Origin of the sequence: Prevotella amnii CRIS 21A-A, from assembly GCF_000177355.1 — a bacterium.
Taxonomy (GTDB): domain Bacteria; phylum Bacteroidota; class Bacteroidia; order Bacteroidales; family Bacteroidaceae; genus Prevotella; species Prevotella amnii.
Genome location: NZ_ADFQ01000075.1, coordinates 20,976 through 33,731, shown reverse-complemented (window position 1 = coordinate 33,731; position 12,756 = coordinate 20,976). Strand labels below are relative to the sequence as shown.

Sequence of the window (12,756 nt, the reverse complement as noted above, 5' to 3'; positions counted from 1 at the left end):
AATATTCCTACCACCACCTTCTAAATTATATTATAGAAACAAGTAAAAAACTCACTCTAAATATGTATAACCATAAAGGCCATTACGATAATTACTAAGAAACTCCTTACCTTCTTCAATAGAAATCTTACCTTCTTTAACACTCTTTGTTACCCATATCTCAAGCTGGCGAACAAGTTTTTTAGGCTTATATTGTACGTATTCAAGCACTTCTTCTACCGTTTCCCCATCGAATATCTGATCAATATTATAACTACCATTCTTTACCGATATATGAACAGCATTAGTATCACCAAACAAATTATGCATATCTCCTAAAATCTCCTGATATGCTCCTACAAGGAACACACCTATATAATAAGGTTCGTTACGTCGCAAAGCGTGTATAGGAAGGACATGACTGCTCTTACCATCTGCCACAAAATTGGCTATTTTACCATCGCTATCACAGGTAATATCCTGAAGTGTAGCTTTACGTGTTGGACGTTCTTTTAGGCGTTGTATAGGAACGACAGGGAAAAGCTGATCTATTGCCCAAGAGTCTGGTAACGACTGAAAGAGGGAGAAATTACAAAAATACTTATCTGCTAACAACTTATCCATATTACGAAGCTCATCAGGAACATGCTTCATAGACTTAGCTATATTGTTTATTTCATGACACACGCTCCAATACATTGCTTCTATCTCTGCCCTTGTTTTTAAGTCTACCATGCCATGAGAGAAGAGCTCTAAAGCCTGATCTCGTATTTGTTCGGCATCATGCCAATCTTCTAACATATTACGCTTATCAAGATTATCCCATATATCATACAAGTCGCGTACTAATTGATGATCAGTTTCTTTTGCTTCAAAATCGTCTGACATTTCAGGCAAAGATGCCGTTTCAAGAACATCAATAACCAATATAGAGTGATGAGCTGCCAAGCTTCTACCACTTTCGGTAATAATATTAGGGTGTGGTATATTATTTTTATCAGATACGTCTACAAAAGTATACACACAATCATTAACATATTCTTGTATACTATAGTTTACCGAACTTTCGCTACTTGAGGATCTTGTTCCATCATAATCCACTCCAAGTCCGCCACCACAATCAACAAACTCTACATTATATCCCATCTTTCGAAGATTAACATAATATTGTCCGGCTTCGTTAAGAGCAGTCTGTATACGACGTATTTTTGTTATTTGTGATCCTATGTGAAAGTGTATAAGCTTTAAGCTATCATGCAATCCCTTATTATCTAATAGTTCAAGGGCATTTAGTAGCTCTGAAGAGGTTAATCCAAATTTAGAAGCATCACCACCACTTTCTGCCCATTTCCCTGACCCACTTGAGGCTAACTTAATACGAATACCAAGATTTGGCTTAACATTAAGTTTCTTTGCAGCATGTGCTATAAGATCTATTTCATTTAATTTTTCTACTACTATAAAGATTCGCTTACCCATTTTCTGAGCTAACAGAGCTAATTCTATATAGCTTTGATCCTTATATCCATTACAAATTATTAATGCATCGCTTTGACATTGTACAGCAATAACAGCATGAAGTTCAGGCTTAGAGCCAGCTTCCAGTCCAAGATTAAACTTTCGCCCATGTGTAATAATTTCCTCAACAACAGGCTGCATTTGATTAACCTTAATAGGGTAGATGATAAAATTTTCTGCATTAAAATTATATTCTTTCTTAGCCTGATCAAAACATGATGCAGTTTTTTCGATACGATTATCAAGAATATCAGGAAAACGTAACAACACTGGCGGTGTTACATCTCGCAAAGCCAACTCGTCCATGATATCACGTAAATCTATCTCTGTATTGTCTTTGCATGGTGACACACATACATTACCTTTCTCATTAATATCAAAGTAAGATGTCCCCCACCCATTAATATTATAAAGTTCTTTAGAATCTTCTATCGTCCACTTCTTCATTTTATTATTGTATATACTACTTTTATAAATAATCTTTATTCAAAACACATTATATATTAAGCAATTCACGCAAACTATATACAGCCTCTTTTATTTTTTCAGCACTATTTAAGAGATTAATATTTAAAACATATTTTGCTTTTAAATAATAACTCTCTCTCTCTGCTACCTGTCTTACAATAAGTTGTCCTATCTCTTCTTCTGTTTTACCCAACAAAAGCGGGCGTATAATCTTGCCCATCTTCAAATGAGCATATAACACTTCTGGAAGAGCTTTTAAGTAAACAGTAGTTCCTTGCCTGTTCATATAATCCATATTATCGAAGAAGCAAGGTGTCCCTCCTCCACAAGCTATGATAACATTTTCATTTTCAGCTACTTCATGTAACATCGCTTGCTCTGTTTTTCTAAAACCTTCTTCTCCTCTCTCTTCAAAAAGCTGCTTTATGCTTCTATGCATACGTGCTTCAATATACCAGTCGAGATCGTAAAAAGGTATATTCATTTCATCTGATAAAACCTTTCCTATAGTTGTTTTACCAGCCCCCATGTAGCCAATAAGGAGAATGCGAAGCGTGTTTTGCTTCGTATTCCCCTTGTTTTGTAACTGCTTTTTAAGAGGTATAGGCATATTGCTTATTATAAATATATATTAAACCTTTTTCTTCTTACGTTTTGGTTCTGGTGCTTTTTTTATAATATCAATACACTGTTCGTAAGTAAGCTCTTTTACTTTATCGTGTAATGCTTTTGGTAATCGATAGTTCTTACCTTCGTAAGCTATATAAGGACCATAACGGCCATTCATCAATTCCATATTTGCATCTTCTGTAAAAGTCTTTAAATGACGCATAGCTTCTTGCAAACGTTTCTCTTGGATAAGGCGTATAGCTCCATCAAGAGATATTGTTAATGGGTCTTGATCCTTAGGAATAGATACATATTTCTTCTTGTGCATTACATAAGGGCCAAAACGACCTGTGCCTATGATTACATCTTCATCTTCAAATTTGCCAAGATTGCGTGGTAACTTAAAAAGCTCTATAGCATCTTCAAGTGTTATGCTTTCCATATTCTTACCCACTGGCAACTGTGAAAAACGCGGTTTAGCCTCATCATCAGCAGTACCTATCTGCACTACAGGACCAAAACGACCTATCTTTACAAAAACAGGTTTACCCGTCTTAGGATCAATGCCCAACTCTCTTTCACCTGCTTTATGCTCAGAGCGTGCATTCATAACCTCTTCTACTTTTGGCTCAAAGCTATGATAAAAATCTTTCATCTCTTTATCCCATGCAGCTTTACCTTCAGCTATCTTGTCAAATTCCTGTTCTACCTTTGCCGTAAAGTTATAGTCCATTATCTCTGGAAAGCTCTTCATAAGGAAATCGTTTACCACTATACCTATATCGGTAGGTATAAGTTTACCCTTATCAGCACCCACCATTTCTGTCTTTTCTATCGACTTTAACTTATTCTTCTTCAAGGTATCTATCTTATAGCTACGCTCTTCTCCCTTTTTATCTCCCTTCTCTACATATTCGCGCTGCTGAATAGTAGATATTGTTGGAGCATAAGTAGAAGGACGACCAATACCCAACTCTTCAAGTTTTCGTACCAGACTTGCCTCTGTATATCTACCCGGAGTTTGAGAATAACGCTCTGTTGACGATACCTCTACCCTATTTAACATATCGCCCTCTTTTATTAAAGGCAAATTATGCAAGCTCTCTTCTTTTACTGCTTGCTCGTCATTAGACTCTTGATATACCTTTAAAAAGCCATCAAAAATCACCACTTCACCATTAGCAACAAAATGTAATCCCTCTTGTTCTGCTGCAGTGCAAGGGATTATATTTATATTAACAACAGTCTTTTCCATCTGCGCATCAGACATTTGTGATGCTATAGTGCGCTTCCATATAAGATCGTATAAACGACGCTCCTGCACACTTCCTTCTATCGTTTGATTATCTGCATAAGTAGGACGGATAGCTTCATGAGCCTCCTGTGCCCCCTTGCTGTTAGTATGATACTGACGGACTTTGCTATATTCCTTACCATAAATCTTCTCTATCTCTGCCTTAGATGTATTTATGGCAAGCTTAGAGAGGTTCACACTGTCGGTACGCATATAGGTAATACGCCCAGCTTCATATAGACGTTGAGCTACCATCATAGTTTGACTTACTGTAAATCCTAATTTACGTGCTGCTTCCTGCTGAAGAGTAGAAGTAGTAAAAGGAGGAGCAGGTGTACGCTTTAAAGGCTTCTTTGTTACCGAAGAAACCTCAAACTGAGCATCTTTGCACAATTCAAGAAAAGCAACAGCCTCTTCATGAGTATAAAAACGCTTATTCAGCTCTGCCTTTATCTCCGTAGGCTTATCTTCTTTACTTCCTAATAATGTGAAAACTGCATTTATTCTATAATATCTTTCCGACTTAAAATTCTGTATTTCACGCTCCTTTTCTACTATTAATCTAACAGCAACGCTCTGTACACGCCCAGCACTTAGAGATGGCTTTACCTTTCGCCATAATACTGGAGACAACTTAAAGCCAACTATGCGATCTAACACCCTACGTGCTTGCTGTGCGTTAACAAGATTCATATCTAAATGACGAGGATTATTTATTGCCTCCAATATAGCAGGCTTAGTAATCTCATGAAACACTATTCTGTTTGTCTTAGACTCATCTAAACCTAAAACCTCGCACAAATGCCAACTAATAGCTTCTCCCTCACGATCCTCATCGGAGGCTAACCAAATCTTCTTTGCCAATTGGGCTTCCTTCTTTAGCTCGCTAACTACTTTTTTCTTCTCCGTAGGAATTTCATAATTAGGTGCTAACGAATCAAGATCTATACTCAATTCTTTCTTTTTCAGATCGCGGATATGCCCATAAGATGACATCACCTTAAAGTCCTTTCCTAAGAATTTCTCTATAGTTTTTGCCTTAGCAGGGCTCTCTACTATAACTAAATTATCTTGCATAGTCTATATATTGTACTTTTTCAAGAGCGCAAAAGTAGTAAACTTTTCCTCTTACACCTTATATAATATAGTTTATTTCTACTTTTTTAAGTTTTCAAATACTTTTCTTTGAATAATCTTACTGCTTTACGAATGGAATATAAGCCAAACTTTTCTTCGTCTAATCTTTCTATAGCTAACCAATAAGAAGCCGCTACATCATCATGTGCCTCCAAACTATCTTCGTTTGTAACCGTGCAAATATAAAACATATCAAGAGTAGGCACTACAAAGCCACTATATAAATAGCTATTAGGAATAGAACAAAAATACGAACTCTTTGCTATCTGCAAGCAAGTTTCTTCCATAACTTCACGTACCAATGCCTCCTCTATAGTTTCACCTATATCACAGAAGCCACCAGGCAAATCAAGCATATCTTTGGCAGGCTCTCGCTTCCTTTTCGTAACAAGAACCTCCCCATACGTGTTAATAATAAAAGCTGCCACAGCAGAACTGGCATTTAAGAAAAACTCAAAACCACAACTTTTACAACACTTGCTCTTATTACTTTGCACCTGAAAATCTTTACTACCACATACAGGACAATACCTAAACTTATCTAAAACATGAGACATATAAAAGCTTTTAAATATTTAATGCTATATATTAAAATACGTTTAAGCTCCGTATTTAATGTTATGTATATATGCAAAAATAACAAAAACATTATATATAAAAGCACTATACCTACAACTTTTTATTATCTTTGCGCATAAATAATCCTAAGGCATAGTGTTCCTTACTTAGCTTTTATTCCTCTTTCCTTTGCTATAATAAAGAGAATAAAATAAGATAAAAATGCAGCTCGCATTGTTTTAGAGAAACAACTTTGCCAAAACAAAACAAGAAATAACATGAATTTTCATAAACTCCTTTTTACGGCTGGATTAGCCTTTATTACTTTATCTACAAATGCACAACGCTCATTTAACATAAACTTATACAATGGTCAGCCACCGCACAGCAGTAATGACCAAACCGACTCTGCTAAAATACGCATCTATCTCCCAGAAGAAAAAGAAGCTACAGGTCGTGCTATTGTGATATGCCCTGGCGGCGGATACGAAAAACTATCTTTAGAAAAAGAAGGATACGACTGGGCAGAGTTTTTGCAAAATCAAGGCATTGCTGCTATAGTCCTTAAATATCGTATGCCTCACGGCAAACCAGAAATACCTATTGAAGATGCTCAACAAGCTATGAAAATGGTACGACTCAATGCTGCAAGCTGGAAAATTGATAGTAATGACGTAGGCATTATGGGATTTTCTTCGGGTGGACATCTTGCAGCTACAATTGCTACTAAGTCTAAAGGAGACGCCAGACCTAACTTTCAAATACTTTTCTATCCCGTAATATCAATGATGGAAGGTTATGGAGATGCTGTCAGCTTGGAAAACCTGTTAGGACGACACCCTAACAAACGCACACAAAAACAATATAGTGCCGACCTAAACGTCAGCCGTGTTACTCCACGTGCCTTTATTGCTTTAAGCGATGACGATAACATCGTACCACCTGCTAACGGAGTAAATTACTACACCGAGCTATACCGTAACGGTGTGAAAGCATCATTACATGTATACCCAAGTGGCGGACATGGCTGGGGAAGCAAGATAGGATTTCGTTTTCATGAAGAACTGATAATGGAACTAAAAGCATGGTTAAAGAGCTTTTAACTATGCTTTAAATATAAAAACAACAGAATAACCGTAACAACCTTTATACTTACTAACAATCTTTACAAATAACTTTAATGCTTTCAAAACTAATCTTTATAACCATAACACTATGTGCCTCAACACAAGCAAAGGCTCAAAAACATAATACTATATGGTTTGACACCCCTTGCTCTTCATATACAAAAAAAATATGGCTAAAATCTCCTAATATATTAACAGCTGGTGATGAGATGCAAAATGCTGATCCTGAATGGGAGAATCGCTCACTTCCTATAGGAAACGGATCACTGGGAGCAAACATCATGGGAGGCATTGCATGCGATAGGTTCACACTAAACGAAAAGAGCTTATGGCGCGGTGGACCAGGCGTAAAAGGTGGTGCGGCATACTATTGGGACCAGAACAAGCAATCGGCACATTTCTTAAAAGCTATAAGAAAAGCTTTCTTGCAAGGAAACACAAAATTAGCAGCCAAACTAACACAAGACAATTTTAATGGAAAAGCTGCATATTCTATAGCTACCGAGCCACACTTCCGCTTTGGAAACTTTACCACTATGGGAGAAGTTACCATACAAACAGGACATAAAGAGCAAGACATCTCAGGCTATAAACGATGCTTATCTCTCGATTCGGCTATAGCTTCGGTAAGCTATCACACCAACACCACCTACTATAAACGATCTTATTTCATATCCTACCCTGACAATGTGATGGTTATTAAATATACAGCAAAAGGAGCCGACTTGCTTAACCTAACCTTAACCTATACCCCATCGCCTATAGCACAAGGACAAGTAGTTAATGACTCTACAGACGGAATAACTTACAAAGGCAAGCTCAATGACAACAACATGCGCTTTACTATACGCATAAAAGCAAATATTGATAGTGGAACAAGCAAGGTAATAGACGGTAAACTGCATATTTTAAAAGCAAAAACAGTTACCTTTTTCCTAACTGCAGATACTGATTACAAACAAAATACCAACCCCTCTTTTACAGACCCTAAAACATATATTGGTGTAAACCCTGATAAAACCACAAAAAAATGGATAAAACACGCACTACAAAAAGGTTATAATAACCTACTAAATAATCATCTTGCAGATTATACACCTTTATTTAAACGCGTGAAATTAATAATAAATCCAGATGATAAAGATACTAAAGAAGCTCTTTGCTTACCTACAAACAAACGATTACAACGATACCGTACAGGAAAAGCCGACTATGACCTTGAAGCTCTTTACTTCCAATATGGACGTTATCTGCTCATAGCATCGTCACGTCCAGGCACACTCCCTGCTAACTTACAAGGACTTTGGCATAACAATGTAGACGGACCATGGCGTGTAGATTATCATAATAATATTAATCTTCAGATGAATTATTGGCACGCCCTAACCACAAACCTCGCCGAATGTGCACTGCCACTTAATAACTTTATCTGTATGCTTGAAAAACCAGGACGTCGCACTGCTAAAGCCTACTATAATGCTCGCGGCTGGACAACATCTATATCGAGCAATATCTTTGGCTTCACTGCACCACTCATAGATAAAGATATGACATGGAACTTATCGCCAATATCTGGACCATGGCTATCTACCCACCTTTGGGAATATTACGATTTTACTCGCAATAAAACATATTTGCGTAACACCGCTTACCCCATATTAAAGGGAAGTGCACAATTTGCAGTTGATTTCCTATGGCATAAACCTGACGGAACTTATACAGCTGCACCGTCTACCTCTCCTGAACATGGCTCTATAGATCAAGGCGCAACTTTCGTACATGCCGTAGTACGCGAGATTCTTACAGATGCTATTGCTGCAAGCAAAGTGTTAGATATAGATAGAAAGGAACGGAAACAGTGGGAAAAAGTGCTCCTGAAGCTATCACCATATCGTATAGGACGCTACGGACAGCTCATGGAATGGTCTGAAGATATTGATGATCCTAACGATAATCATCGCCATGTAAACCATCTTTTTGGCTTATTCCCGGGTCATACCATATCTACCTCTACCACACCTACCCTTGCCCGTGCTGCACGTATAGTGTTAGAACATCGTGGTGATGGAGCTACAGGGTGGAGCATGGCTTGGAAAATATGTCTTTGGGCACGTTTACATGATGGTGATCATGCGTATAAGCTCTTTCAAAACCTTCTTCGTAACAGCACGTTAGATAATCTTTTAGACACACATACACCCTTTCAAATAGATGGCAACTTTGGTGCTACAGCAGGTATTGCTGAAATGTTAGTACAAAGCCAAATGGGAAAAACAGAACTATTACCTGCCCTGCCTAAAGCATGGAAACACGGATATGTTAAAGGATTAGTAGTAAGAGGAGGTAAAGAGATAGAGCTGAAATGGTAACATACTTATTACCCTATTTTTGGCTAAGCCAAAAATAGGGTAAATAATAAGCACATAAAGATATAATAAACTCTTATTTTTTAAAGCAACTTTTGTATCTCTTCATCTAAGTTCTTAATCTGTGAAGGATTTTTCACTACATTATTACCACGATCGATAAGGTAAATAATAGGCAACGTTGTTGCAGTAGCCGTATAAGCTTGGCTCACTCCTTTATCATCATAAACATTTACCCAAGGAAGGTTAGCTACCTGTTCCTTCCAGAAATGCTGATTTTCATCGAGCGAAACCATATAAATCTCTAAACCACGTGAATGATATTTATTATAAAGATCACGCAAATGCATTATATATTCCGTAGAGCCTTTCATACCAAATACATGAAAATCGAGCAATACAACCTGTCCTTTAAAATCGGTAAGATGACGCTCATTTCCCATGTTATCACGTAAAGGAAGATCGATAACCCCTCGTACATCAGCCTTTAGCTCTATGGGCTTTTGCCTTGCTTTTACTATGCGTTCATCTTTCATACCCTTAATGGTTATGTTATGAAGATTTTGAGTGCGAAGTGTTCCAGGATAATAAGTATCCCAACTTGTAGCTACAGCTCCAAACACCTTAGTATCTTTTGCGTCCTTTGAAGGGTCGAATATCAAAACCGCTTGATTATTTATTACAACATACTGAAACAGTGCGAAATAGCTATACGACTTCATTGGAGCCTTAAAAATATAGTTTGTTGTAATATCACGTTTATAATCGGCAAGCATCACTTCTATCAAAGAGTCGGCTAACTCTGGACGCTGTGCTAACAACTGCTGACAACGGCTTTGAAGATTAATCTGCTTCAAAGCCAGCTCCTTAACCTTTTCGTTATCAGCCGAACCCTTTATAACATAATTGGTAGCCATCTGAGGATAAACTGCCTTTACTGCAATATGCTCTGTAGAATCGATAGCAATATTAATGATCTGATCGGCTATACGAAGACGATAAAATTCCGGATTATCACCTCTACCACCTGAAAAAGAAAATACACCACTTTCATCAAGCTTTACTGAATCTATTTTAGCAATACCTTCTAAGCCATTATGTTCTAAGAATAGCACAGAATCTTTCGCATTAGAAATAGTCCCTTCTATACGAAAACCTTCCTTTGCACAACTCGCCAACATTATCATACCCAGTGTACAACAGCCTACAAAGACCTTATTTATAATATTTTTTTTCATATCATGTTTGGTGTTAAAAAAGCATAGTAATATAAGTGTAAAAACAGTGTAAACAAGAAGAAATAATCCTTAATTATAATTTCTCATACACAAACCTATCTTGTGCAAAGGTAATGTTTTTTAAGAAATAGCCCAAATATTTAGAAAAATGTATTAATAAAAAGCATCTTTTTAACCGCTATACATCTGTTTTTCCAAAATAACAAACAATGCTTAATAGAGCAAAAGGTAACTATATTAGAATGTTTTTAATCTATTTTTAAGTGAAAAATAAGTTATTTTTCTTTTATTTTTAATTTATTTTTCCTTTCTATAGTTCGTTCTTAATCTAAGAATATGCTTTTTTTTCATCATCAAAAGCCTCACGTATTTTTATATAAAAGTTTGGCTTTTGCTTTCTCACAAGGGCTATATAATGTTTATATTTTTAAGATATGCCATTTCTTTTTTATTGTAACCTTCTTAGGTTTTTATAATGTTTTTCTAAAAATTAACTATAGGCGGATAAAATAAATCTACTCTTTTTTTGCAGTACGCGAAAAATGTTTGTACCTTTGCAGTGTTCAGAGGAATGGGGGACTTGACAAAGTTCCTCATTTTTTATTATTTAGCAAATTATGATAGACAAAGCTGTTGTTAAAAAACTCGTATCCGAATGGCTGGAAGGAAAAGAATATTTCCTTGTAGATATTCAGATTAGTTCGGAAAACAAGATCGTAGTAGAAATTGATCATGCAGATGGGGTGTGGATAGAAGACTGTGTTGAGCTCAGCAAGTATATCGAGGAGCATCTTTCTCGTGATGAGGCTGACTACGAACTGGAAGTAGGCTCGGCAGGCTTAGGACAGCCCTTTAAAGTGGCTCAGCAGTACATTAACTTTATAGGTAAAGAAGTTGAGGTGCTTGATAAAGAAGGTAAGAAAGTAAAAGGGCTGCTAAAAAGCGTAGATGGTGACGAGTTTATAGTTGCTGTCAATGAGAAAGTGCGAATAGAAGGCAAGAAACGTCCTGTAAAAATGGATGTTGATCATAAGTACAACATGAAAGAAGTGAAATATACAAAATACGTAATAAGTTTCAAATAAAGCTATGGCTGCAAGAAAAATAGAAGAAGATCGTCCTAATATGGTCGAAACCTTCAAGGAGTTTAAAGACACTAAAAGTATCGACCGTACCACTTTGGTAAGCGTTTTGGAAGAGAGCTTTCGCAATGTGCTTGCAAAAATATTTGGTAGTGACGAAAATTTTGATGTTATTGTAAATCCTGATAAGGGAGACTTTGAGATCTATCGTAATCGTGTGGTTGTGGCAGATGACGAGTTAGAGAACGAAAACAAGCAGATAAGTCTTACTGATGCTCGCAAATTAGAGCCCGACTTTGAGGTAGGTGAAGACGTTAGTGAGAAGATAGATTTTAATAAGTTTGGTCGCCGTGCTATCCTCAATCTGCGTCAAACATTAGCGTCAAAGATATTAGAGCTGGAGCATGACTCTTTATATAATAAATATAAGAACCGTGTAGGGCAAATTGTTTCAGGTGAGGTTTATCAAACATGGAAGCGCGAAGTATTATTAGTAGATGAAGATAATAACGAGATGATATTGCCCAAAGGCGAGCAAATACCTCGTGATAATTATCGTAAGGGAGAAACTATCCGTGCCGTTATTCATCGTGTTACCAATGATAATAATAATCCGAAGATTATCCTTTCGCGCACAGCACCCGAGTTTTTAGAGCGTTTGCTCGAAGCTGAAGTGCCTGAAATAAATGATGGCTTGATAGCTATAAAGAAAGTTGCCCGTATGCCAGGTGAGCGTGCTAAAATAGCAGTAGAAAGCTATGATGAGCGTATAGACCCTGTAGGCGCATGTGTAGGTGTACGCGGTAGTCGTGTACATGGCATTGTAAGAGAGCTATGTAACGAAAATATTGATGTTATAACATGGACGGCTAACACAAAGCTGTTTATACAGCGTGCATTAGCTCCAGCAAAAGTAAGTAGCCTCACCATAGATGAAGAGACTAAGAAAGCAGAAGTTTATCTACAGCCAGAAGAAGTTAGTTTGGCAATTGGTCGCAATGGTTTAAACATCAAGTTAGCAAGTATGCTGACAGATTATACTATTGATGTCTTCCGTGAGTTAGATGAAAACGAGACAGAAGATGATATCTATTTAGACGAATTTGCTGACGAGATAGACCAATGGGTAATAGATGCTATAAAAGGTATAGGCATGGAGACTGCCCGACAAGTACTTAACGCGCCACGCGAAATGTTGATAGAAAAAGCAGATTTAGAGGAGGAGACAGTAGATAATGTGTTGAATATTCTAAAATCCGAATTTGACAATTAGGTGATGGCTGGTGGGTGATGGTTGTTAGCAGAAAGCCTAAAGGGTGTGACTCTTCTGCAGCTCCATGTTCGGAACCCCTCTACCGAAAGCTATAAAAGGTAATACTA

Annotated in this window: 9 protein-coding genes; 4 read left to right on the top strand and 5 right to left on the bottom strand. The window is 37.0% G+C overall.

Translation table 11 applies throughout. The features are described 5' to 3' along the window. Window positions 1–51 precede the first annotated feature (51 nt). The 4 genes from speA to HMPREF9018_RS06550 all read right to left on the bottom strand — a co-directional run bounded on the left by speA (window position 52) and on the right by HMPREF9018_RS06550 (window position 5,562). The gene (gene speA / locus HMPREF9018_RS06565) at window positions 52–1,944 is read right to left on the bottom strand and encodes a biosynthetic arginine decarboxylase (protein WP_008449602.1); all 1,893 of its coding nucleotides are present in this window, start codon (window positions 1,942–1,944) and stop codon (window positions 52–54) included. Window positions 1,945–1,993: 49 nt separating this feature from the next. After that, window positions 1,994–2,575 (bottom strand): shikimate kinase, encoded by a 582-nt coding sequence (locus tag HMPREF9018_RS06560; protein ID WP_008449615.1) that lies wholly within the window; start codon window positions 2,573–2,575, stop codon window positions 1,994–1,996. Window positions 2,576–2,596: 21 nt separating this feature from the next. Further along, window positions 2,597–4,945 (bottom strand): type I DNA topoisomerase, encoded by a 2,349-nt coding sequence (gene topA, locus HMPREF9018_RS06555; protein WP_008449636.1) that lies wholly within the window; start codon window positions 4,943–4,945, stop codon window positions 2,597–2,599. Between the two features lie 86 nt (window positions 4,946–5,031). Continuing rightward, on the bottom strand, window positions 5,032–5,562 hold the full coding sequence (locus tag HMPREF9018_RS06550) for an NUDIX hydrolase (protein ID WP_008449664.1): 531 nt from the start codon (window positions 5,560–5,562) through the stop codon (window positions 5,032–5,034). Window positions 5,563–5,841: 279 nt separating this feature from the next. Between HMPREF9018_RS06550 and HMPREF9018_RS06545 the strand changes: the two genes are divergently transcribed. After that, window positions 5,842–6,666: an alpha/beta hydrolase gene (locus tag HMPREF9018_RS06545; protein ID WP_008449758.1), complete on the top strand. Its 825-nt coding sequence runs from the start codon at window positions 5,842–5,844 to the stop codon at window positions 6,664–6,666. Between the two features lie 77 nt (window positions 6,667–6,743). After that, window positions 6,744–9,059: a glycoside hydrolase family 95 protein gene (locus tag HMPREF9018_RS06540; protein WP_008449606.1), complete on the top strand. Its 2,316-nt coding sequence runs from the start codon at window positions 6,744–6,746 to the stop codon at window positions 9,057–9,059. 80 nt (window positions 9,060–9,139) lie between these two features. Here HMPREF9018_RS06540 and HMPREF9018_RS06535 read toward each other — a convergent pair whose 3' ends face one another. Then, window positions 9,140–10,294, bottom strand: a complete 1,155-nt coding sequence (locus HMPREF9018_RS06535; protein ID WP_008449611.1) for a TlpA disulfide reductase family protein — start codon at window positions 10,292–10,294, stop codon at window positions 9,140–9,142. 617 nt (window positions 10,295–10,911) lie between these two features. Between HMPREF9018_RS06535 and rimP the strand changes: the two genes are divergently transcribed. Together rimP and nusA are read left to right on the top strand one after the other, a co-directional pair. Then, complete coding sequence (gene rimP / locus HMPREF9018_RS06530) at window positions 10,912–11,379, top strand: ribosome assembly cofactor RimP (RefSeq protein ID WP_008449656.1); 468 nt, start codon at window positions 10,912–10,914, stop codon at window positions 11,377–11,379. A 4-nt stretch (window positions 11,380–11,383) separates the two neighbouring features. Continuing rightward, window positions 11,384–12,649, top strand: coding sequence for a transcription termination factor NusA (gene nusA / locus HMPREF9018_RS06525; protein WP_008449634.1), 1,266 nt, complete (start codon window positions 11,384–11,386; stop codon window positions 12,647–12,649). Window positions 12,650–12,756 lie beyond the last annotated feature (107 nt).

Coding starts and splice junctions, on each gene's coding strand:
- speA (WP_008449602.1), bottom strand. CDS start 1,944: ATGAAGAAGTGGACGATAGAAGATTCTAAAGAACTTTATAATATTAAT.
- HMPREF9018_RS06560 (WP_008449615.1), bottom strand. CDS start 2,575: ATGCCTATACCTCTTAAAAAGCAGTTACAAAACAAGGGGAATACGAAG.
- topA (WP_008449636.1), bottom strand. CDS start 4,945: ATGCAAGATAATTTAGTTATAGTAGAGAGCCCTGCTAAGGCAAAAACT.
- HMPREF9018_RS06550 (WP_008449664.1), bottom strand. CDS start 5,562: ATGTCTCATGTTTTAGATAAGTTTAGGTATTGTCCTGTATGTGGTAGT.
- HMPREF9018_RS06545 (WP_008449758.1), top strand. CDS start 5,842: ATGAATTTTCATAAACTCCTTTTTACGGCTGGATTAGCCTTTATTACT.
- HMPREF9018_RS06540 (WP_008449606.1), top strand. CDS start 6,744: ATGCTTTCAAAACTAATCTTTATAACCATAACACTATGTGCCTCAACA.
- HMPREF9018_RS06535 (WP_008449611.1), bottom strand. CDS start 10,294: ATGAAAAAAAATATTATAAATAAGGTCTTTGTAGGCTGTTGTACACTG.
- rimP (WP_008449656.1), top strand. CDS start 10,912: ATGATAGACAAAGCTGTTGTTAAAAAACTCGTATCCGAATGGCTGGAA.
- nusA (WP_008449634.1), top strand. CDS start 11,384: ATGGCTGCAAGAAAAATAGAAGAAGATCGTCCTAATATGGTCGAAACC.